At 71.6% G+C, this 21,072-nt stretch carries 19 protein-coding genes; 9 read left to right on the top strand and 10 right to left on the bottom strand.

Annotation, left to right across the window (positions count from 1 at the left end; translation table 11 throughout):
* Positions 1–60 precede the first annotated feature (60 nt).
* The 5 genes from PS467_RS11245 (at position 61) to PS467_RS11225 (ending at position 6,135) form a co-directional block, all read left to right on the top strand.
* Positions 61–1,401 (top strand): ABC transporter substrate-binding protein, encoded by a 1,341-nt coding sequence (locus PS467_RS11245; protein ID WP_311035152.1) that lies wholly within the window; start codon positions 61–63, stop codon positions 1,399–1,401.
* Between the two features lie 151 nt (positions 1,402–1,552).
* A complete protein-coding gene (locus tag PS467_RS11240) occupies positions 1,553–2,362 on the top strand; it encodes a rhamnogalacturonan acetylesterase (RefSeq protein WP_311035151.1) in 810 nt (269 codons plus the stop codon).
* A 37-nt stretch (positions 2,363–2,399) separates the two neighbouring features.
* The gene (locus PS467_RS11235) at positions 2,400–3,704 is read left to right on the top strand and encodes a pectate lyase family protein (protein ID WP_311035150.1); all 1,305 of its coding nucleotides are present in this window, start codon (positions 2,400–2,402) and stop codon (positions 3,702–3,704) included.
* 211 nt (positions 3,705–3,915) lie between these two features.
* A complete protein-coding gene (locus PS467_RS11230; RefSeq protein WP_311035149.1) occupies positions 3,916–4,701 on the top strand; it encodes a polysaccharide deacetylase family protein in 786 nt (261 codons plus the stop codon).
* Positions 4,702–4,914: 213 nt separating this feature from the next.
* Positions 4,915–6,135, top strand: a complete 1,221-nt coding sequence (locus PS467_RS11225; protein WP_311035148.1) for a right-handed parallel beta-helix repeat-containing protein — start codon at positions 4,915–4,917, stop codon at positions 6,133–6,135.
* A 78-nt stretch (positions 6,136–6,213) separates the two neighbouring features.
* On the opposite strand, the gene PS467_RS11220 is transcribed toward PS467_RS11225, so the two are convergent.
* Together PS467_RS11220 and PS467_RS11215 are read right to left on the bottom strand one after the other, a co-directional pair.
* The gene (locus PS467_RS11220; RefSeq protein WP_311035147.1) at positions 6,214–7,194 is read right to left on the bottom strand and encodes an aldo/keto reductase; all 981 of its coding nucleotides are present in this window, start codon (positions 7,192–7,194) and stop codon (positions 6,214–6,216) included.
* A gap of 52 nt (positions 7,195–7,246) precedes the next feature.
* Positions 7,247–8,017: an IclR family transcriptional regulator gene (locus PS467_RS11215; protein WP_268971296.1), complete on the bottom strand. Its 771-nt coding sequence runs from the start codon at positions 8,015–8,017 to the stop codon at positions 7,247–7,249.
* Between the two features lie 133 nt (positions 8,018–8,150).
* On the opposite strand from PS467_RS11215, the gene PS467_RS11210 reads away from it, so the two are divergent.
* Together PS467_RS11210 and PS467_RS11205 are read left to right on the top strand one after the other, a co-directional pair.
* On the top strand, positions 8,151–9,686 hold the full coding sequence (locus PS467_RS11210; protein WP_311035146.1) for an aldehyde dehydrogenase (NADP(+)): 1,536 nt from the start codon (positions 8,151–8,153) through the stop codon (positions 9,684–9,686).
* A gap of 206 nt (positions 9,687–9,892) precedes the next feature.
* Complete coding sequence (locus PS467_RS11205) at positions 9,893–10,939, top strand: aminotransferase class V-fold PLP-dependent enzyme (protein WP_311035145.1); 1,047 nt, start codon at positions 9,893–9,895, stop codon at positions 10,937–10,939.
* Positions 10,940–11,067: 128 nt separating this feature from the next.
* Here PS467_RS11205 and thpD read toward each other — a convergent pair whose 3' ends face one another.
* From thpD to PS467_RS11175, 6 genes are all read right to left on the bottom strand, one after another.
* Complete coding sequence (gene thpD / locus PS467_RS11200) at positions 11,068–11,955, bottom strand: ectoine hydroxylase (protein WP_311035144.1); 888 nt, start codon at positions 11,953–11,955, stop codon at positions 11,068–11,070.
* 4 nt (positions 11,956–11,959) lie between these two features.
* Positions 11,960–12,364 (bottom strand): ectoine synthase, encoded by a 405-nt coding sequence (locus tag PS467_RS11195; RefSeq protein WP_268971292.1) that lies wholly within the window; start codon positions 12,362–12,364, stop codon positions 11,960–11,962.
* Positions 12,365–12,404: 40 nt separating this feature from the next.
* The gene (gene ectB, locus PS467_RS11190) at positions 12,405–13,667 is read right to left on the bottom strand and encodes a diaminobutyrate--2-oxoglutarate transaminase (RefSeq protein ID WP_311035143.1); all 1,263 of its coding nucleotides are present in this window, start codon (positions 13,665–13,667) and stop codon (positions 12,405–12,407) included.
* Between the two features lie 61 nt (positions 13,668–13,728).
* Positions 13,729–14,280: a diaminobutyrate acetyltransferase gene (gene ectA, locus PS467_RS11185; protein WP_311035142.1), complete on the bottom strand. Its 552-nt coding sequence runs from the start codon at positions 14,278–14,280 to the stop codon at positions 13,729–13,731.
* A 354-nt stretch (positions 14,281–14,634) separates the two neighbouring features.
* Positions 14,635–15,525 (bottom strand): hypothetical protein, encoded by an 891-nt coding sequence (locus PS467_RS11180; protein ID WP_311035141.1) that lies wholly within the window; start codon positions 15,523–15,525, stop codon positions 14,635–14,637.
* Positions 15,525–16,370: a SigE family RNA polymerase sigma factor gene (locus PS467_RS11175; protein ID WP_432280569.1), complete on the bottom strand. Its 846-nt coding sequence runs from the start codon at positions 16,368–16,370 to the stop codon at positions 15,525–15,527. Before PS467_RS11175 ends, PS467_RS11180 begins: the two co-directional genes overlap by 1 nt.
* 136 nt (positions 16,371–16,506) lie before the next feature.
* On the opposite strand from PS467_RS11175, the gene PS467_RS11170 reads away from it, so the two are divergent.
* Together PS467_RS11170 and PS467_RS11165 are read left to right on the top strand one after the other, a co-directional pair.
* The gene (locus PS467_RS11170) at positions 16,507–17,616 is read left to right on the top strand and encodes an amidohydrolase family protein (protein WP_311035140.1); all 1,110 of its coding nucleotides are present in this window, start codon (positions 16,507–16,509) and stop codon (positions 17,614–17,616) included.
* A gap of 243 nt (positions 17,617–17,859) precedes the next feature.
* Positions 17,860–18,762 carry an SCO1860 family LAETG-anchored protein gene (locus PS467_RS11165; RefSeq protein ID WP_311035139.1) on the top strand — a complete coding sequence of 301 codons (903 nt, stop codon included), beginning with the start codon at positions 17,860–17,862 and terminating at the stop codon, positions 18,760–18,762.
* A gap of 219 nt (positions 18,763–18,981) precedes the next feature.
* Here PS467_RS11165 and cobC read toward each other — a convergent pair whose 3' ends face one another.
* Both cobC and PS467_RS11155 read right to left on the bottom strand, forming a co-directional pair.
* On the bottom strand, positions 18,982–20,097 hold the full coding sequence (cobC, locus tag PS467_RS11160) for an Rv2231c family histidinol phosphate aminotransferase CobC (RefSeq protein ID WP_311035138.1): 1,116 nt from the start codon (positions 20,095–20,097) through the stop codon (positions 18,982–18,984).
* On the bottom strand, positions 20,087–21,010 hold the full coding sequence (locus PS467_RS11155) for a sirohydrochlorin chelatase (protein ID WP_311035137.1): 924 nt from the start codon (positions 21,008–21,010) through the stop codon (positions 20,087–20,089). Before PS467_RS11155 ends, cobC begins: the two co-directional genes overlap by 11 nt.
* Positions 21,011–21,072 lie beyond the last annotated feature (62 nt).

The following is a 21,072-nucleotide window of genomic DNA, read 5'->3' as shown; positions in this document are numbered from 1 at the left end:
GAGCCGCCGGTGCCGACCGGTGACCGCAAGCGAAACCCACGACGAGACGGACGCATATCCATGAACCCACGCACCCGCGGCGCCACCCGCACCGCAGCCGCCCTGACCGCCGCCCTCACCCTCGCCCTGACCGCCACCGCCTGCGGGGACGACGGCTCGACCACCGGCGAGGAGGGCTCCGGCAAGGGCACCATCACCTTCTGGGACAACAACGGCGGCCCCCGCACCAAGATCTGGAAGCAGATCATCGCCAAGTTCGAGGACAAGTACCCCGACATCACGGTCACGTACGTGCCGATCCCGATCACCAATGTGCAGTCGAAGTACGACACCGCCATCCAGAGCGGCGGCGACAGCCTGCCCGACGTCGGCGGCGTGGGCACCGCCTATCTGGCCAACCTGGTCGCCCAGGGCGCGCTCGACCCCGTCACCGACCGCATCGACGACAGCGCCCTCAAGGGCAAGCTGATCAAGAACATGGTCGAGAGCGTCCGCGCGGCCGGCGGTGCGGACCAGGAGCTGTACTCCGTCCCGACCTCCGCCAACCAGGGCACCCTCTGGTACCGCACCGACCTGTTCCAGGCGGCGAAGCTGCCGGCCCCCGACACCTGGGAGCACTTCTACCAGGCCGCCGACGAGCTGACCGACAAGGGCGACAACAAGTTCGGCTTCACCCTGCGCGGCGGTGCGGGCTCGATCGCCCAGGCGCTGGACATGATGTACGCCCAGTCCGGCATCTCGTCCTTCTGGGACGGCGACAAAACCACGCTCAACGACCCGAAGAACGTCGCGGCGCTCGAGAAGTACGTCGCGCTCTTCAAGAAGGTCACGCCCGCCGCGGACCTCAACAACGACTTCGCCAAGATGGTCGCCCAGTTCGACCAGGGCGACATCGGGATGCTCCAGCACAACCTCGGCAGCTATGTCGACCACGTACGGCTGCTCGGCAAGGACAAGATCGCGGGCATTCCGCTGCCGCCGTCGCGGGCCGGAGCGGCGCGCACCATCGTCTCCAACCCGGTGGACGGGCTCGGGCTCTTCAAGGCGAGCAAGAACAAGGCGGCGGCCTGGAAGTTCATCGAGTTCGCGGCCTCCCCGGAGATGAACAGCCTGTGGAACGAGGACGTCGGCGCGATCCCCGCCAACGTCGGCGCGGCGGACGACGACTGGATCGCCGAGGCCCCGCCGACCAAGGCCGCGCTGGAGTCGCTCAACGATCCGCGGACCAAGGTCGTCCAGCTGCCGTACTACCTCCCGGACTGGAACAACATCAGCAAGGCCGACAACGAGCCCAGCTTCCAGAAGGTGCTGCTCGGCCAGATGACCGCCAAGGCCTTCTGCGACAAGGTCGCGAAGGAGCTCAACGCGGCGCAGGCGGACTGGAAGGAGCACCAGGGCTAGCCGCCGTCCGCGCGTACGGGGCGGCCGCGCCCCACCGAACGGCCGCCCCGCCCGCCCCGCCGCCCCTTCGCCTCCGTCCCCGCGCCCCTCGTCCCGGGGCCCGTTCGCACCGGGCACCCGCACGCTTCGTACGAAAGGCATCCGCTTCGCCATGTCCCTGTCCCGCAGACACGCGGCCGCCTCGCTCGCCGCGCTGCCCTTCGTCCTCGCCGCCACCGGCACCGCCGAGGCCCGTCCCCGCCGCCTCTGCACCGTCTACATCGCGGGCGACTCCACCGCCGCGACCAAGGCCCCCTCGGCCGCCCCCGAGACCGGCTGGGGGATGGCCCTGCCGTTCTTCCTCGGCGACGACCGGTTCGCGGTGGCCAACCACGCCGTCAACGGCCGCAGTTCCAAGAGCTTCTACGACGAGGGTCTGCTCACCCCCGTCCTGGCCGCCATCCGCCCCGGTGACCTGCTCCTCGTGCAGTTCGGCCACAACGACGAGAAGACCGATGACCCGGCGCGCGGCACCGATCCGCAGACCACCTATCCGGAGTATCTGCGGCGCTATGTCCAGGGCGCGCGCGACCGCGGCGCCCGGCCCGTGCTGCTGACCTCCGTCGAGCGCCGCCGCTTCGACGCGGCGGGCAACGCCCTGCCCACGCACGGCGCGTACCCCGACGCGGTGCGCCTTCTCGCCCGCGCCGAGCAGGTGCCCCTGATCGACGTCCAGGCCACCAGCCTCGCCCTGTGGCAGCGGCTCGGGCCCGAGGCCACCAAGGACTGCTTCGACTGGCTCGACCCGGGGGAGTGGCCCAACTACCCCGATGGGCTCCAGGACAACACCCACTTCCAGCCACACGGCGCGATCGAGGTCGCCCGGCTCGTCGCGCGCGGGCTGAAGGACGCGCGGGTGCTGGCCCCGAACGAGGTCCGGCGTCTGGACGACGCGATCCCGGACAGCTGGATCACCTGGTAACCCCTCCCGCCGCCCACCCCGTTCCCCAGGAGCCGTCATGCCCGGACGCCATGCCCGCGTCGCCGCCGTACTCGGCTGCGCCTCACTCGCCCTCGGCGCTCTCGCCACCGTCCCCGCCTCGGCGCACACGCCGTCCGCCGTCGCCCGAGCCGCCCTCCCCGCCGATGACGGCTGGGCCTCCGCCGACGGCGGTACGACCGGCGGCGGTAAGGCCGACCGGGCGCATACGTTCACGGTCACCAACCGGGCGGAGCTGGCCGAGGCGCTGAACGACGCCGATCCGACCCCGAAGCTCATCTACGTCAAGGGCACCATCGACGCCAACACCGACGCCGCCGGAAAGCCGCTGTCCTGCGCGGACTACGCGACCGACGGCTACTCCCTGGACGCCTACCTCACCGCCTACGACCCGGCCACCTGGGGCGAGGCCGAGCCGTCCGGCCCGCAGGAGGAGGCCCGCGCCGCCTCCGCCGCCCGGCAGGCCGAACGCGTGCAGCTCACGGTGGGCTCCAACACCACCATCGTGGGCCTCGGCCGCACCGCGCGGCTGCTGGGCGCGAGCCTCCAGATCAGGGGCGCGGACAACGTCATCGTCCGGAATCTCATCTTCGAGGACGCCTTCGACTGCTTCCCCGCCTGGGACCCGACCGACGGCGACGAGGGCAACTGGAACTCCGAGTACGACAACCTGGTGGTGTACGGCTCCACCCATGTCTGGGTCGACCACAACACCTTCACCGACGGCCGCCGCCCCGACAGCGCCCAGCCGAGCTACTACGGACGGCTCTACCAGCAGCACGACGGTGAGCTGGACGTGGTGCGCGGCGCCGATCTCGTCACCGCGTCCTGGAACGTCTTCGCCGACCACGACAAGACGCTGATGATCGGCAACAGCGACAGCGCGGGCGCGACGGACCGCGGCAGGCTCCGGGTCACGCTCCACCACAACCTGTTCCGGAACATCGTGGAGCGGGCGCCGCGGGTGCGGTTCGGGAAGGTGGACGTCTACAACAACCACTTCGTGGCCCCCCGCGACGGCTATGTCTACAGCTGGGGCATCGGCATCGAGTCCCAACTGGTCGCCGAGGCCAACGCCTTCACGGTGCCCTCCTCCGTCGACCCCGCGAAGATCATCAAGAAGTGGAACGGCACGGCGCTGACCGCGCGGAACAACCGCCTCGGCGGCCGGCCGGCCGATCTCCTCGCCCTCCACAACGCGGGCGTTCCCGAGGAGCGGTTGGGCGACGACGCGGGCTGGGCGCCGACGCTGCGCACCCGGGTCGACGACCCCCGCGCGGTGCCCGGTGTCGTCGCCAGGGGCGCGGGCGCCGGCCGCCCGTGACGGTCCGCCGCTCCTGAGAGCGGGGAGGCCGGGCGTAACTGGCCCCGCCCGGCCTCCCTTTCTGTCATCCATCTATGAACTTTATGTATACCTGCCATGTATAGTGCTCGCTGCGCGCCGTCAACTGTACGCGTTTGTGTATCCGTTGGCGTCATTTGGCCGTTGCTGACCACAACGGCGATTACGGGCACTATCTGATGACGGGGATTCGATGAAGCAAAAAGGCGGCATATCCCGAATATCCCGCACGTACGGGCTCCTCGCGGGCGCTGTGTGTCTGACGCTGGGCCTCAGCGGCTGCGGCGTCTCCTACGACACCACCTCGCCGCGCAGCGCCCGGGAGCACGCGGCGTCGGGCGCCGAGCACGCGGCGCTGGATGCGTCGGTCGACTGCGCCGTCGCCAAGTGCGTGGCCCTCACCTTCGACGCGGGGCCCAGCGAGAACACCCCCCGGCTGCTGGACATCCTCAAGCGCGAGCACGCCCACGCGACCTTCTTCATGCTCGGCAAGAACCACATCGACAAACACCCCGACCTGGTGCGCCGCATCGCGGCCGAGGGCCATGAGCTGGCCAACCACACCTGGTCGCACAAGATCCTGACCAAGACCGACTCCGACGAGGTGCGTTCGCAGATCACCCGTGTCCAGGACGCCGTCGTCGAGCTCACCGGTACCAAGCCCCTGTTGATGCGGCCGCCGCAGGGGCGTACGGATGAGCGGATCATCAAGATCTGCCGCGAGCTGGGCGTGGCACAGGTGTTGTGGAGCGTGACGGCGAAGGACTACCAGACGACCGACTCGAAGCTGATCGAGAAGCGGGTGCTGGACCAGACGAAGCGTGACGGGATCATCCTGCTGCACGACATCTACCGGGGCACGGTACCGGCGGTGCCGGGCATCCTGGCGAAGCTGAAGAAGGACGGCTACACCGTGGTGACGGTCTCCCAGCTGCTGGCCCCGGCCACCCCGGAGCCGGGCAAGGTCTATCGTCCATGAGGCAACAGACCGACGCGAACCTCGCTGTTCTCGCACGTCCTCGGCCACAAAACGATCAAGAGTTGTCTCAAGCTATCGCGAGGCGATCGGAATTTCGTAATCTAAGAATCCTCGGGAGCCCGGCAACCTAATCTGGACTGGCGGCAACGACGACATGGAGCGGGCCGGCCCGGATTCTCCGGCTCGTTCTCTCGACGCGGAACAGGAGTTGCCATGAGGCTGAGGCGCAAACGGGGCCGCCACCGGCGCCGTAAGGACCGCACGCTGCCGCTGGGCAGCGCCGTGATCGTGGCGTCGGCCGTGGCCGGGGTGTATCTGACGGCTTCGCCGGAGGGTGCCAGCGCCGTGCCCACCACCGTGTATGTGGCCACCCATGGCAGCGACGGCAACACCGGCACGCTGGGGTCCCCGTACCGCAGCCTGGAAAAGGCGCTCTCCTCCGCCAAGGCAGGCACCACCATCGAGGTGCGCGGCGGTACCTACTACCCCTCCAGCACGCTGCGCAGCTCCGTCAGCGGCACTCCCCGCGAACGCGTCCGACTGCGGCCGTACGGCGGGGAGAAGGTCAGGATCGACGGCTCCAGGCTGGGTGAGGGCTCCGCCCTGCTCTCCCTCAGCGCCGACTACTGGACGGTCTCCGGGATCGAACTGCGCAACGCCCCGGGCGGCGGCCTGGTCTGCACCTCCTGTGCGGGAAACGTCTTCCAGAACCTCAGCACGCACGGCAACGGCGACACCGGACTCACCCTCCGCGGCGACAACACCCACGACAACGTCATCCGCAACCTGGACTCCTACGGCAACCACGACGACGCCACCGGCGGGCGGCGAGCCGACGGCATAGCCATCACCCACGGCTCCGGCACCGGAAACGTGGTCACCGGCTCCCGGCTGTACCACAACAGCGACGACGGCCTCGACCTGTGGATGTGGGCGAGCCCGGTCACCATCGAGCACTCCTGGGCCTTCGGAAACGGCCGCAACCGCTGGCACATCCCCTACTTCAAGGGCGACGGCAGCGGCTTCCAACTCGGCGCCGACCGCGTCGGCGCCCCCTCGCCCGCCCATGTCGTACGGTCCTCCGCCGCCTGGGACAACTCCAAGAGCGGCTTCGACGCGGGCGGCAACACCGGAGCCCTCCGGCTCCAGCGCACCACCGCCTTCGCCAACTGGGGCAAGGGCTACTCCTTCGCCGGCTCCCGCGCCGTCCTGACCCGCAACCTCGCGGTCTCCAACGGACGCGGCAGCGCCGACACCGGACACCTCGCCGTCTCCCGGGACAACAGCTGGTCGCCGGGCGGCCCGGTCACCCCGCCGCTGGTCACCACCGATCCCACCACGGCCCTCGGCTCGCGGCGGCAGGACGGTTCGCTGCCGGTCACCAGCTTCCTGGTGGTCATGGACCGCACCGAGATCGGTTCGACGATGAACTGATGACGACGCGAGCGGGGGAGAGGCTCTCGTGCGCCGTGAACCCCCGCCCCGCGCACCCCGTCCCGCGCGCCCCGCCCGTCAGCCGTGGCCCATGATGGGGCGCGGGCGGTAGGGGACCTCCAGACGGGCCACCTCCTCGTCGTCGAGCGTCAGCCCGACCGCCGCGACCGCGTCCTCCAGATGGGCGGTCCTGGTGGCCCCGACGATCGGCGCGGTGACCGCGGGCCTGCCGAGCAGCCACGCCAGCGCGATCCGCGCGGGGGACACCCCGCGCTCCGCGGCGATCGCGCGGGTGGCGTCCACGATGGAGAACTCCGCGTCCGCGTACCACTTCTCCACCAGCGGATCGTTGCCCGCCCGGACCGTCGGCCCGGTGCGGTCCCGGTCGCGCGTCCCGGCCAGCAGCCCGCGCGCCAGCGGGCTCCAGGGGATCACGCCGACGCCCTGGTCCAGGCAGAGCGGGTTCATCTCCCGCTCCTCCTCCCGGTACAGCAGGTTGTAGTGGTTCTGCATCGAGACGAAGCGGGTCCAGCCGTGGGTCCCGGCCGTGTGCTGGGCCTTGGCGAACTGCCAGGCGAACATGGAGGACGCGCCGATGTACCGGGCCTTCCCGGCCCGCACCACATCGTGGAGCGCCTCCATCGTCTCCTCGATCGGCGTCTCGGGGTCGAACCGGTGGATCTGGTACAGGTCCACATGGTCGGTGCCCAGCCGCCGCAGCGAGGCGTCGATGCCCGCCAGGATGTGCTTGCGGGACAGCCCCCGGTCGTTGGGGCCCTCTCCCATCGGGGAGTAGACCTTCGTGGCGAGGACGTAGTCGTCGCGGCGGGGGAAGAGCTCCCGCAGCAGCTCCCCGGTGATCTCCTCGCTCCGGCCCATCGCGTACATGTCGGCGGTGTCGAAGAAGGTCACCCCGCTCTCGACCGCGCGCCGCACGATCGGCCGCGCGTCGTCGATGTCCAGCTGCCAGGGGCGGTACTCAGGACTGCCGTAGCTCATCATGCCCAGGCAGATCCGCGACACCTTGATGCCCGACGTGCCCAGCCGTGCGTACTCCATGTGCCTGTTCCTCCTGCCTTCCGTGCGCTCGCCGGAATCGTCACACCGCGGGTCAGAGACGTCGCGTCGCGAGGGTGAGCCGGTCCCGGGCGTCGAACAGGGCGTCCTTGATCATCTGCTCATGGGCGGAGGTGAGCCGGGCCACCGGCACCGAGCAGCTGATGGCGTCGCGCGAGGGGGTGCGGTACGGGATGGCGATGCCGAAGCAGCGCAGGCCCAGGGTGTTCTCCTCGCGGTCCACCGCGTACCCCTGCTCCCGGATGAGGTGCAGCTCCTCGATCAGCTTCTCGCGGTCGGTGATCGTGTGCTCGGTGAGCCGGCTCAGCGTCTCCGGCAGCAGCTTGCGCACCTGCTCATCGGAGTGGGTGGCCAGCAGCGCCTTGCCCAGCGAGGTGGAGTGGGCGGGCAGCCGGCGGCCGACGCGGGTGAAGGGGCGCAGATAGTGCTGCGACTGGCGGGTGGCGAGGTAGACCACATTGGTGCCGTCGAGGCGGGCGAGGTGGATGGTCTCGGTGGTGTCGTCCGAGAGCCGGTCCAGGGTGGGGCGGGCGGCGGCCACGACCTCGTCGCCGTCGATGTAGGAGGTGCCGACGAGGAGGGCGCGCACGCCTATGCCGTAGCGGGTGCCGGTGGCGTCCGTCTCCACCCAGCCGAGCTCCACCAGGGTGCGCAGCAGCATGTAGAGACTCGACTTGGGGTAGCCCACGGCCTCCTGGACCGCGGCCAGGCTGTGCATTCCGGGCCGTCCGGCGAAGAACTCCAGCAGTTCGACCGTGCGGACCGCCGATTTGACCTGGGCCCCGCCTGTCTCGGCAGCTGACATCGCCTTGACCCCTCTGTTCGACCAGCCATAGAGTCCCAGGGAAATTCATCACCCGGGACAGCGTTCAGCATATCGAACACCGTCGATGTGTGAGACGCAAGCAGCGGTAACACCACAGCAGGAGGAATCCGCGGTGTCAGCACCAGTGTGGAGCGTCGACCCCCGAACCGGAAAGCAGCGCGAGCAGGTAGCGGTCGAAGCCACGGCGGAGGAGGTCGACCGCGTGGTGCGCGCGGCCCACGCCGCGCGCGGCTCCCTGGCCGACCGTACGGTGCGCGCCGCCCTGCTGCGCACCGCCGCCGATCTGCTCGACGAGGCCCGTGACCAGCTGGTCGAGGCCGCCGACGCGGAGACCGCGCTCGGCCCCGCCCGGCTCACCGGAGAACTGGCCCGCACCACCTACCAGCTGCGGGCCTTCGCGACCGTGGTGGACGAGGGCGCCTTCCTCGACGTCCGCATCGACCACGCGGACGCCACCCAGACCCCGCCCTGGCCCGATCTGCGCCGCTACAAGCTGCCGCTCGGCGTCGTCGCCGTCTACGCCGCCAGCAACTTCCCGCTGGCCTTCTCCGTGCCCGGCGGCGACACCGCCAGCGCCCTCGCGGCCGGCTGCCCGGTCGTCGTCAAGGCCCACCCCGACCACCCCGCCACCTCCGAGGTGGCCGCCGCCGCGCTGCGCCGCGCCGCCGAGCAGGTCGGGGTACCCGCCGATGTGATCTCGGTGGTGCACGGTTTCGACGCGGGCATCGAGCTGGTCAAGCACCCGCTGATCGCCGCCGCCGGCTTCACCGGCTCGGTCCGCGGCGGGCGCGCCCTGCACGACGCCGCGGCCGCCCGGCCCACGCCGATCCCGTTCCACGGCGAGCTGGGCAGCCTCAACCCGGTCGTGGTCACCGAGGCCGCGGCCGCCGAGCGCGGCGACGAGATCGGCGCGGGGCTCGCGGGCTCCATGACCCTGGGCGTGGGCCAGTTCTGCACCAAGCCCGGATTCGTGCTGGCCCCGGCCGGCCCGGCGGGCGACGGCCTGGTGAAGTCCCTCACCGACGCGGTCAGCAACACCGACGCCGGCGTCCTGCTCGACCACCGGATGCGGGACAACTTCGTCGCCGGGGTCAAGGAGCGCGCCGAGCTGGCAGAGGTGGAGGCCCCGGTCACCCCCGGCGCCGGCGGCGAGCACACGGTCAGCGCGGGCTTCCTGACCGTCCCGGCGCGGCGGCTCACCGAGGACGGCCCGCACGATGTGCTGCTGGAGGAGTGCTTCGGCCCGGTGACCGTCGTGGCGCGCTACGAGAACGACGACGAGATCAGCGCGGTGCTCGGCCGGCTCCAGGGCAACCTCACCGCCACCGTCCAGATCTCCGCCGCCGAGGCCGAGGGCACCGAGGGCCGGGCCGGTGAACTGATCGCCGAGCTCACCCCGCTGGCCGGCCGGGTCCTGGTCAACGGCTGGCCGACCGGTGTCGCGGTCGCCCCCGCCCAGCACCACGGCGGCCCGTACCCGGCCACCACCTCGACCTCCACCTCGGTCGGCGGCACCGCCATCGAGCGCTGGCTGCGGCCGGTCAGCTACCAGGACACCCCGGCCGCCCTGCTGCCGCCGGAGCTGCGCGAGGAGAACCCGCTCGGGCTGCCCCGGCGCATCAACGGCGTCCGGGAGCAGCGCGACTGACACCCCACGGCACGGCCGCCGGACGCGCGGAATCCCACCCGCGTCCGGCGGCCCACCCGTGTCCGGCGGCCCACCGGCGTCCGGCGGCCCACCTGCCAGGCGTTGGCATCACCGCAGGTCAGCGGGGATGCATAAGGATCGCTTGAGGGCATTCGACAGGAAAACGCGATGGACGCCGAAGTGCGACCGGCCCATAGTTGATGGGCATGGAGAGCCTGGCCGGCGCCGAGTTCGCGCCACAGACGACATATCTGAACACCGCGTCCAGCGGTCTGATGCCCGCACGTGCGGTGGCCGCCATGAAGGCGGCCCTGGACGACGCGGCCGCCGGAGGGCCCGTCGCCGACGCGGCCTTCGAGGCGGTCGAGCAGAGCCGGGCCAGCTACGCCCGGCTCGTCGGCGTACCGGCGCGGCAGGTCGCCGCGGGCAGCTCGGTCGCCGTGTACGCCGGAATGATCGCGACCTCGCTGCCGCCCGGGGCCGAAGTCCTGGTGGCCGACGGCGACTTCAGCTCCCTGGTCAACCCCTTCGCCGTGCGCGGTGACCTCAAGCTGCGCATCGTGCCGCTGGAGGAGATCGCGGAGGCGGTACGGCCCGGTACGGCGCTGGTGGCCGTGAGCGCGGTCCAGTCGGCGGACGGCCGGATCGCCGATCTCGCCGCCATCCGGGAGGCGGCCCGGACCCACGGGGCGCGCACCCTGGTGGACACCAGTCAGGCGGTCGGCTGGTTCCCGGTGCGCGCGGCCGAGGCCGACTACACCGTCTGCGTGTCCTACAAGTGGCAGCTGTGCCCGCGCGGGGTCGCCTTCCTGACCGTCCCCGAGGACCTCGGCGAACTCACCCCCGTCTTCGCGGGCTGGGTCGCGGGCGAGAAGCCCTGGGACAGCTGCTACGGGCCGGTGGCCGAACTCGCCCACTCCGCCCGCCGCTTCGACGAGAGCCCGAGTATGTACTCCTATGTCGCGGCCCGGCACTCCCTCGCCCTGCTCGAGGAGGTGGGCATCGAGGCCATCGCGGCCCACGACCGCGCGCTCGCCGACCGCTTCCGCACCGGGCTCGCCGAGCTCGGCCACCGGCCCGTCGACGCCCCCGGCTCGGCCATCGTCTCCGTACCGGGCCTGGGCGATGCCGCGGCACGGCTGGCGGAGGCGAACGTCGCCGTATCGGCGCGGGCCGGGAACCTCCGTGCCGCCTTCCACCTCTACAACACCCCGGCCGATGTGGACCGGCTGCTGGCGGCGCTCTCCGGCTGAGACACCGCGTGACGCGGAAAGCCCTGGGGGAAGCCGGGGCCCGTGGCACGGAAAACCTGAGGGAAGCCGGGTGCCCCGGCTTCCCTCAGATCACGGACGTCACGTCACGTCACGGTTGCCAACGGCCGTCACCGTACGGGCGTGAAGTCCCGGGCCCCGATGAACTCCGGCCGGCGGACCGGCGCGGCGAACGGCTCGACCGCCGTGTTCTCCACGCTGTTGAACACGATGAACACATTGCTGCGGGAGTACGGCGTGATGTTGTCGCCGGACCCGTGCATGCAGTTGCAGTCGAACCAGACCGCCGAACCGGGCGGGCCGGTGAACTGCTTGATGCCGTGCTTGTCGGCGAAGCCGCTGAGCGCCTCGTCGGACGGGGTGCCCGCGTCCTGCATCTGGAGCGACTTCTTGTAGTTGTCCTTCGGCGTCGCGCCCGCACAGCCGAGGAAGGTGCGGTGCGAGCCCGGCATGATCATCAGGCTGCCGTTGTACTCGAAGTTCTCGGTGAGCGCGATCGAGACCGATACGGTGCGCATGTTCGGCAGCCCGTCCTCGGCGTGCCAGGTCTCGAAGTCCGAGTGCCAGTAGAAGCCCGAGGCGCCGAAGCCCGGCTTGACGTTGATCCGGCTCTGGTGGACGTACACGTCCGAGCCGAGGATCTGCCGGGCCCGGCCCACCACCCGCTCGTCGCGTACCAGCTGGGCGAAGACCTCACTGATCCGGTGCACCTCGAACACCGACCGTACGTCCTGCGACTTCGGCTCGACGATCGAGCGCTCGTCGGCCCGCACGTCCGGGTCGGCGATCATCCGGTCCAGCTCGGCGCGGTAGACCGCCACCTCGTCCGGAGTGATCAGCTGGTCGATCGCCAGGAAGCCGTCGCGATCGAAATCGCTCAGCTCGGACGGTTGCAGCGGCCCCGGGGCCCCGGGCTCGGACCACACCACCGGGTCCACGCGCGGCGTCGCCACCTCCACGGACCCACGGGTCGGGTACAGGTCAGTGACCGCGGTCATCGGATCAAGCCTCCTCGGTCTCGGTGATCAGCGGGTATACGCCGTTCTCATCATGGTCCTCCCGTCCGGTGATCGGCGGGTTGAAGACGCAGACGCACCGGAAGTCCGTCTTGGGACGCAGCGTGTGCTTGTCGTGCTCGTTGAGCAAGTACATGGTGCCGGGCGCGATCCAGTGCTTCTCACCGGTTTCGTCGTTGGTGAGCTCGGCCTCACCCTCGACGCACAGCACCGCCTCGATGTGGTTGGCGTACCACATCGACGTCTCGGTGCCCGCGTAGAGGATGGTCTCGTGCAGCGAGAAGCCGACGCCTTCCCGGGCGAGCACGATGCGCTTGCTCTCCCAGGTGCCGGACGCGGACTTGATGTGCCTGTCGGTGCCCTCGATGTCCTTGAAGGATCGGACGATCACGGTGAGTTCTAGCCTTTCTCTTCTCTGCGGGGCGGGGGTGTTATGCGGTCTCGCGGACCGCGCGGGCGAGGGTCCGCAGCCCCTCGTCCAGGTCATCGGGGGAGATGGTCAGCGCGGGCAGCAGCTTGACGACCTCGCTCTCGGGGCCGGAGGTCTCCAGCAGCAGCCCCAGCTCGAAGGCGCGCCGGCAGACCGCCGAGGCGCGCGGCTTGTCGTCGAACTCCAGGCCCCACACCAGGCCGCGGCCGCGGAACTGGGTGCCCGGCTGCTCCTCGCAGATGGCGCGCAGCGCCCGCTCGACCTGCTCGCCGCGGGCCAGCGTCTGCTTCTCCATCTGGCCGTCGGCCCAGTAGGTGTCCAGGGTCGCGGCGGCGGTGACGAAGGCGGGGTTGTTGCCGCGGAAGGTGCCGTTGTGCTCGCCGGGCTCCCAGACGTCCAGCTCGGGCTTGAAGAGGGTGAGCGACATCGGCAGGCCGTAGCCGCTGATGGACTTGGAGACCGTCACGATGTCCGGGGTGATGCCCGCCTCCTCGAAGGAGAAGAAGGCACCGGTGCGGCCGCAGCCCATCTGGATGTCGTCGACGATCAGCAGCATGTCCTGGCGTTCGCACAGCTCGGCCAGGGCGCGCAGCCACTCGGGCCGGGCCACGTTGATCCCGCCCTCGCCCTGCACGGTCTCGACGATCACGGCGGCGGGCTGGTTGAGGCCGGAGCCCTGGTCCTCCAGCAGCCGCTCGAACCACAGGAAGTCCGGGACGGTGCCGTCGAAGTAGTTGTCGAACGGCATCGGGGTGCCGTGGACCAGCGGAATGCCCGCACCGGCGCGCTTGAAGGCGTTGCCGGTCACGGCCAGCGAGCCCAGCGACATGCCGTGGAAGGCGTTGGTGAAGGAGACGATGGCCTCGCGGCCCTTGACCTTACGGGCCAGTTTCAGGGCGGCCTCGACGGCGTTGGTGCCGGTCGGGCCCGGGAACATGACCTTGTAGGGCAGGTCGCGCGGGCGCAGGATGTTGTTCTGGAACGACTCCAGGAACGCGCGTTTGGCCGTGGTGGACATGTCCAGGCCGTGCGTGACGCCGTCACGCTCGATGTAGTCGATCAGCGCCCGTTTCAGTACCGGGTTGTTGTGGCCGTAGTTGAGCGACCCGGCCCCGGCGAAGAAGTCGAGATAGGTGTGGCCGTCCTCGTCGTACATGTGGCTGCCCTGCGCGCGGTCGAAGACGGCGGGCCAGCCACGGCAGTAGCTGCGCACCTCCGACTCCAGGGCCTCGAAGACGCTCAGGGCGGGCGGGGTGATGGTCACAGCGTTCTCCTGGGAGAGGGGTGTGAGGGGTGAGGAGGGTGGGGGTTCAGGGGGTGGGAAGTCAGGTCCGGTCCGCGCGCGGGCCGAGCGGACCGATGCGGTAGAGCACCTCGGGCTCATGCGCACCGTCGGGGAACAGACCGCCGTGGAAGAGCACCTCACGCTCGAGTGGCGCGTCGTGCCGTTCGGCGAACGAGGTGAACAGCCGGTTCGAGGCGGTGTTGTCAGGGGTGATCGTCGTCTCGATGCCACGGACGCCCAGCTCGGCGACCCGGCCCACCAGCCCGTCCAGCAGGGTGGCGGCCAGTCGGCGGCCACGCCAGGCATGGTCGACGGCGACCTGCCAGACGACGAGGGTCTCGGGGAGCTCGGGGCGGATGTAACCGGTGACGAAGCCGACCGGTCCGCCGTCGGCGTCGCGCGCCACGACGGAGGTGGCGGCGAAGTCGCGGCACCACAGGAGGTAGCTGTAGGAGGAGTTGAGGTCCAGGGTTTTGGAGTCGCGGGCGATTCGCCAGATCGCGGCTCCGTCCTCGACGCGTGGGGTGTCGAGGGTGAGGCCCTCCGGCAAATCCAAATCGCTACGGACAAGGTCTGCTTGTACGGCGGTCATGCAAATTCAATTTACCCAGCAGAATCTGAAAATGCATCGCGGTGAGGGGTTACGGAGAGGGGGGTGGGTGTGTTATCACGCGGGAGCGTGCGTGCGCGCGGCCGCTCGCCGAAAGAGGGCGATTTGTCGGGGAGATACTGGGTTAAAACGGACCCGGTGTGGGGTGTGTCACATATGCGTAACCGGCCGGTGACCGGTTTGAATTATGAGACGGAAACCCCGTGGAAAACTTTTTTGTTTAGGAATCAAAAAAGCGGGCAGACGAATGCGGAAGCAGTAGCGGAAAAACGCGTGGAATTCCTCTCCCGGATCGTCGCGGGTTGTCGCATGCCACTGTCGCGGATCGCATCGAATTCAATCGGCCACAGGGGACCGAGGGAAGTCGCCGCGCACCGCGAAGGGCCCGGAGGCGCCGTTGCCCGAGGCGGAGTACGCGTCCCGGCCGGTGTCCCGGTCGCCCTGGGCGTGGTTGTACTGCCCGGCGAAGACCTGCCGGCCCGCGGGCACGGTCGCCCCCTTCCGGAGCGTCCAGCGGTAGACCAGCACCCCGTCCTCGACGTGGGCGGACGTGGTCACATCACCGGCCGGCAGCGTGCTCCAGGACCCGGTGGTCCGCACCTGCCCGGTGTCCGCGACCCGCAGCTCCACCGTCAGCGAGGTCAGCGGCTTACCGATGGAGAGCGTGATGTCGCTCTGCGCCCAGTACGGATTCGCATGGGCGTTGACGGCGCCCTTCGACCGCACGGTCGGCTCGGCGAGGTGGTTTGGACCGGCCGCGGTGGGATAGGCGCTCGGCGTGTGCCGCTCAGCATCGCCCTGCGAACCCCCAGCGCCCGGCGACCCCCCGTCGGGCTCGTCCCCGGGGTGCCCGGCCGCGCCCGCCGCGGGCGCGGAGGGCTCGCCCGAGGTGCGCACCGTCTGCGGCGGCTCGGCACTGTCCGTGGCCACCACCGCGATGCCCGCCGCGGCGACCGCCGCGGCCAGCCCGGCCACCGGGCCCAGCACCCGGGTCCATTGCGTCCGGTGTGTCTGGCGTGTCCGGGGTGTCCGGCGCGTCCAGTGGGTCCAGCGCGGTCGGCGTGTCCGGCGCGGACTCGTCCGCGGGTCGCGGCCCCGGTCCGCGGCCGCCATGCCCGCCGTGACCCGGGCCAGCATCCGGCTCCGGTCCGGCTCGTGGGAGCCGGCGGCCGCCCGCAGCTCGGCGACGACATCGCGGCCCTCGTGGCGCTCGCGATGCTCGATCATCAACCGCCCCCTCCCGCGTGCCCGGCGTGGCCCATATGCCCCGAGTGGCGGGCCGGCCCGGTGCGGCCCGCGCCCCCGGAGCGGAGCGTCCGCACCGTCCGCTCGGCCTCCGTCGCCGTGGGCAGCTCCCCCTCGCCGTCCGGAGGGCCGAGCAGCCGCTCCAACTCGGCGATTCCACGGGAGGTCTGGCTCTTGACCGTGCCCACGGAGATGCCCAGCGTACGGGCCGTCTCCCGCTCGGAGAGATCGAAGGCGTGGCGCAGCACCACACACGCGCGCTTGCGGAACGGCAGCCGGACCAGCGCGGCCTGCACATCCACCACGGCGGATACATCCGGGTCGTCCACGTGGTCGGCGCGCTGCGAGGAGAACAGCGCCACCCGCCGCCGCTCCCGCACCAGGCTGCGGATCCGGGACCGGGCCAGATTGGCGACCACCCCCCGGGCGTACGCGGCCGGATGGTCGGCGGCCCGCACCCGGTCCCACTGGTGCCAGACCGCCACCAGCGCGTCGGCCGCCAGGTCGTCCGCCCCGTCGGAGCTGCCGAGCAGCAGATGGGCGAGGCGGGCCAGTTCGGCATGGTGCCGCTCGAAGAAGTCCCGGAACTCGGCCTGCGGGTCGGTGTCTGGGTCGGCCTGCGGGTCGGCCTGCGGGCCGGTGTGCGAACGGGCCGGGGAGCCGGTGTGCGAGCGGGCCGGTGCGCCGGCCGGTAAGCCGTCGGGGCCGTCCGGTGCGTCGGACGCGTCCGACGGCACCTCCCGTGGGGTGTCCGGGCCGCGCGCCGCGTCCATCCGCGCGGCGCGCGCGGTGCCCGCGGTGGCCGCGTCATCGGCGGGAGCGCTCACGAGGACCTCCTCACTGCCGCGCGTCCGGTGGGTTGCGTGAGCGTAGCAGCGCTGCGCATGTTGTTCGAGTGGCGCCGTAACCACTCGCGGGAATTGGCCGGTCAGCGCCCTGCCCCGGTCTCGTACAGTGCGTGGCATGAGGGATAGCGCGGTACTCCACATCAAGGGCCGGGTGCTGGTCGGGCCGGACACCGGCGACGCTGCCGGGGACATCCGGGACGAGCTGTGGGTGGTGGACGGCAGGATCACGTTCCAGCGGCCGGCCGGGGCCAGGGACGTCCGGCTGGTCGAGGGCTGGGTCCTGCCCGGACTCGTCGACGCCCACTGCCACGTCGGACTCGACTCCCATGGTGCGGTGGGCGAGGCGAAGAGCGAGAAACAGGCGCTGACCAACCGCGACGCCGGGGCACTGCTGCTGCGGGACGCCGGATCACCGGCCGACACCCGCTGGATCGACGACCGCGAGGACCTCCCCCGCATCATCCGGGCCGGCCGCCACATCGCCCGCACCAAGCGCTATATCCGCAACTACGCGCATGAGATCGAGCCGGAGGACCTGGTCGCCTACGTGGCCGCGGAGGCGCGGCGCGGCGACGGCTGGGTCAAGATCGTCGGCGACTGGATCGACCGGGAGGCCGGCGACCTGGCGGCCTGCTGGCCGCGCGGCGCGGTCGAGGCGGCCATCGCGGAAGCGCACCGGCTGGGCGCCCGGGTCACCGCGCACTGCTTCGCCGAGGAGAGCCTCGCCCCGCTGGTCGAGGCGGGGATCGACTGCGTCGAGCACGCCACCGGGCTGACCGAGGAGACCATCCCGCTGTTCGCGGAGCGAGGCGTGGCGATCGTCCCGACCCTGGTCAACATCGCCACCTTCCCCCGGCTGGCGCTGGCCGGCGACATGCGGTACCCGCGCTGGGCCGACCATATGCGGCGGCTGTACGCGCGCCGGTACGAGACGGTGCGGGCGGCCTACGACGCGGGCGTCCCGATCTACACCGGCACCGACGCGGGCGGCGGCCTGGCCCATGGGCTGATCGGGCAGGAAGTCGCCGAGCTGGTGAAGGCGGGCATCCCGGCGCGGGACGCGATCTCGGCGGCGACTTGGGGGGCGCGGGCCTGGCTCGGGCGGCCGGGGCTCGCCGAGGGAGCCCCCGCCGATCTCGTCGTCTACGAGACGGATCCGCGCGCCGATGTGCGGGTGCTGACGGCGCCGCGGCGGATCGTGCTGCGGGGCCGGGTGGTCGGCTGACACGGCGCCGGGGGACGGGTGGGGCGGGGGGTGCTGGAGAGGGCCCGGGGGTCGAACTGAGCGACGAACCACACCCGTTGGGATGAACGGACCGCATGTGTCTGCCCGTTTACCCACGGTGCGCAAATATGGCGTGGTCGAGGCCGTCGGCGCCCGTGGAGTCCCCCGCGGCAGGCGCCGGCGGCTCCATGTCTCCTGTGGGGGTCAACTCACGTGTCCTGTTCCAGTAACACCTCCTTCGGCATGCCCACCCGCCGCCTGGCGGCCGCCACTGCCGCAGCCGCGGTCTCCGTCCTGGGCCTGCTGCCCGCGGCGACCGCGCAGGCCGAAACCGGTGCGAAAACCGGTAAGGCGGGTGCGGTCGTGCTCCGCACCGACCTCGATGTCTCCCTGCTCAACAAGACCGTCACGGCACCGCTCGCGCTCGCGCTGAACGATGTGCAGGCGCCCGCGACCGCGAGCAAGACCGCGCTCACCGCCACCCTGGACGGCGTGGACGGGGGCCACCCGTTCAGCGTGCTGCGGGCCGATGTGGCCACCGCGCGGGCCGCGGCGGACAAGCAGCGGGCCGAGGGGTACTCCAACATCGTCAACGCCCACGTCCATGTGCCGGGTCTGGCCGCGGTGCCGCTGATCACGGTCGAGCAGGTGACCTCGAAGGCGGTGTGCGCCGCCGGAAAGCGGCCGACCGCCGACTCCAACCTGCTCGGCAGCGTCAGCGTGCTCGGCCGGAAGGCCACCTTGAGCACGAGCGGCACCACCACGGTCGATGTCCCCTCGCTCGGCCAGGTCCGGCTCGATCTGTCGCGGACGGCCACCACCTCGCGCACGGCGGCGGCCACGGCCCTCAACCTGAAGGTCTCCGTGAACCCGCTCAAGCTGAACGTCTCCGAGGTCGAGGGGCAGGTCACCCTCGCCCGAGCGACCTGTGAGGCGCCCACCGCCGCGGCGGTCGAGCCCAGCCCGAGCGAGAGCTCCCCGACCAAGCCGGAGCCCAAGCCCGAGCCGGAGCACCTGGCCGAGACCGGTGGCAGCTCGGCCACGCCGTATCTGGTGGGCGGCGGCGCGCTGCTGCTCGCCGCGGGCGGCGGCGCCGTCCTGCTGGCCCGTCGCCGGCGCGCGGGCGCCGACGGCGACGCCTCCTGACGCCGCCGACGCGTCGTGCCGCCTGAGGTGTCTTGTCCCTGAGGTGCCTTGGCGCCTGACGCGTCGTGCCGCCGCCTGACGCCTCCTGACGCCTCCTGGTCCGTTGGGCCCGGAGGCCGGGTGGCACGGGCCGGCCGTATCCGAATCCGAATCCGAATCCGACCGTGTGCCGCGCGTCGCCCGCGTGGCACACGGTCAGGCGGTGGCCGCCGCACTGGGTCAGGCGGTCACCTCCGCGAGGGCCTTCGCCAGAGCGATGACGAACCGGTCCGTCGTGGCGCGGTCGCGGACGGCGAGCCGGAGCCAGTCCGGTCCCAGGCCCGGGAAGGTGTCACCGCGGCGGACGGCGAAGCCCAGATCCCGCAGCCGGGTGCGGATCGCCGCCGCGCCCGGAAGACGGATCAGCACAAAGGGCCCGGCCGCCGGACCGCACACCCGCACCTCCGTCAGCTCGGCCAGCCGCTCGGCCAGATGGGCCCGATCGGCGGCCGTACGCTCGGCGGCCCGTGCGGCCTCGGCGAGCGCGGACGGGGTGCAGCACGCCTCGGCCGCGGCCAGGGCCGGGCTGGACACCGGCCACAGCGGCTGGACCCGCTCCAGCGCCGTGATGGTGTCCGGCTCCGCCAGCACATAGCCGATCCGCAGCCCCGCCAGGCCCCAGGTCTTGGTGAGGCTGCGCAGCACCACGAGCCCCGGCACATCGGCGCGGTCCGCCAACGACTCGCGCTCGCCCGGGACGGCGTCCATGAACGCCTCGTCCACCACCAGCGTCCGCCCCGGCCGGGCCAGACCGGCCAGGGTGTCGGCCGGGTGCAGTACGGATGTGGGATTGGTGGGGTTGCCGATCACCACCAGATCGGCCTCGTCCGGCACCGCGTCCGGGGCGAGCCGGAAGCCGTCCCGCTCCTCGAGGACCACGCGCCGCACCGTGTGCCCCGCGTCCCGCAGCGCCGCCTCCGGCTCGGTGAACTGCGGGTGCACCACCACCGGACACCGGGCCGGGATGGCGCGGGCGAGCAGGACGAACGCCTCCGCGGCGCCCGCCGTCAGCAGCACTCGGCGGGCCGGAAGCCCATGCCGTACGGCGACCGCGTCCCGCGCCGCCCGCCCGTCCGGATAGGCGGCCAGCCCGTCGAGGGACGCGGCGATACGGGCCTTGAGCCAGTCCGGAGGCGTACCGGTCCGCACATTGACCGCGAGGTCGGTCAGGGCGGCGTCGGCACCCCGCACCTCCGCGTCCCCGTGGTGCCGCAGATCGAACCCGGCGGGCTCGTCCTCGGCGGACGGGGCGGCCGGCCCGTGTGCGGGCCGGCCCGCCGACGCGTCAGCGGACATCGGAGACATCGGCATGGACATCGGCGCGGACATCGGCGCGGACATCGGCATGGGCGGCGTCGGGGCGGGCGTCGGGGTGGGCGTCGGGGTGGGCGAAGGTGTGCGGCTCATCGGGGAAGTCGGTCCGCCCGGTGGTCCGGGCCGCCTCCGCATAGCGCTCCATGACGAGCTCGGCCAACTCCCGCACCGGTCCGATGACATCGGCGGCGACCACCTCGACCTCGGGGTGGGCGAGCCCCCAGCCCTCCGCCTGCTGCCGCACCCGCTCCAGGGCGTCGCCGGCGAACAGGAAGTACGGCAGCACCACGATCCGCCGCGCCCCGAGCCTGGCGCAGCGGTCCAGGCCCGAGATCACATCCGGTGCGGCGAGCGAGGCGAAGGCCACCTCGACGCCCGCGAAGCCATGGCCCTCCCACAACAGCCGGGCCGCGCGGTGCACTTCGGCATTGGCCTCGGGGAGCGGCGATCCGTCGCCCACCAGCAGCACGGTCGTCTCCGCGCGGTCCGAGGGCAGCCGGGGCCCTTTGCCCAGCGCCTCGTCAAGTCGCCGCTCCAGCACATTCAGCAGCGTGGGGTGCGGGCCGAGCGGCCGTGCGGAGGTGAACGCGGCCTCGGCATGCCGCTCCGCCTCCTGGGCCAGCGCGGCCGCGATGCAGTCCGTCGGTGGCGTCGCCGGGTCGAGCGCCGTCGCCACCAGCGTCATCGGTACGACGGCGAAGCGGGTCACCCCCTCCCCGACGAGCCGGGCGACCGCGTCGGACAGCGGGCGGCCGCCCGGTCCGGTGAGGCCACCCGCCACGGGCAGCTCCGGGTGGCGTGCGGCCAGCTCCCCGACGAAGTCGTGGAAGGCGGCGGCATGCCTGTCGTCTCGAGTACCGATGCCTGCGATGAGCAGCGCGGGCGGGGTCGTCACGAGGTCTCCTTGGCGCAGGTGGTGCAAGTGGTGCCGGTGCGGGTGATGCCGGTGTCACGGTC

The organism is Streptomyces luomodiensis (genome assembly GCF_031679605.1).
GTDB lineage: Bacteria > Actinomycetota > Actinomycetes > Streptomycetales > Streptomycetaceae > Streptomyces > Streptomyces luomodiensis.
The sequence above is the reverse complement of the archived record's forward strand: the minus strand, read 5'-3'. Positions and strand labels throughout refer to the sequence as shown.

Excerpts from the sequence above, each read along its gene's own strand:
- PS467_RS11165 (WP_311035139.1), top strand. The coding sequence starts at position 17,860 with ATGCCCACCCGCCGCCTGGCGGCCGCCACTGCCGCAGCCGCGGTCTCC.
- PS467_RS11205 (WP_311035145.1), top strand. The coding sequence starts at position 9,893 with ATGGAGAGCCTGGCCGGCGCCGAGTTCGCGCCACAGACGACATATCTG.
- PS467_RS11225 (WP_311035148.1), top strand. The coding sequence starts at position 4,915 with ATGAGGCTGAGGCGCAAACGGGGCCGCCACCGGCGCCGTAAGGACCGC.
- cobC (WP_311035138.1), bottom strand. The coding sequence starts at position 20,097 with ATGTCCGCTGACGCGTCGGCGGGCCGGCCCGCACACGGGCCGGCCGCC.
- PS467_RS11235 (WP_311035150.1), top strand. The coding sequence starts at position 2,400 with ATGCCCGGACGCCATGCCCGCGTCGCCGCCGTACTCGGCTGCGCCTCA.
- thpD (WP_311035144.1), bottom strand. The coding sequence starts at position 11,955 with ATGACCGCGGTCACTGACCTGTACCCGACCCGTGGGTCCGTGGAGGTG.
- PS467_RS11180 (WP_311035141.1), bottom strand. The coding sequence starts at position 15,525 with ATGATCGAGCATCGCGAGCGCCACGAGGGCCGCGATGTCGTCGCCGAG.
- PS467_RS11230 (WP_311035149.1), top strand. The coding sequence starts at position 3,916 with ATGAAGCAAAAAGGCGGCATATCCCGAATATCCCGCACGTACGGGCTC.
- ectA (WP_311035142.1), bottom strand. The coding sequence starts at position 14,280 with ATGACCGCCGTACAAGCAGACCTTGTCCGTAGCGATTTGGATTTGCCG.
- PS467_RS11220 (WP_311035147.1), bottom strand. The coding sequence starts at position 7,194 with ATGGAGTACGCACGGCTGGGCACGTCGGGCATCAAGGTGTCGCGGATC.
- PS467_RS11245 (WP_311035152.1), top strand. The coding sequence starts at position 61 with ATGAACCCACGCACCCGCGGCGCCACCCGCACCGCAGCCGCCCTGACC.
- PS467_RS11215 (WP_268971296.1), bottom strand. The coding sequence starts at position 8,017 with ATGTCAGCTGCCGAGACAGGCGGGGCCCAGGTCAAATCGGCGGTCCGC.
- PS467_RS11240 (WP_311035151.1), top strand. The coding sequence starts at position 1,553 with ATGTCCCTGTCCCGCAGACACGCGGCCGCCTCGCTCGCCGCGCTGCCC.
- PS467_RS11170 (WP_311035140.1), top strand. The coding sequence starts at position 16,507 with ATGAGGGATAGCGCGGTACTCCACATCAAGGGCCGGGTGCTGGTCGGG.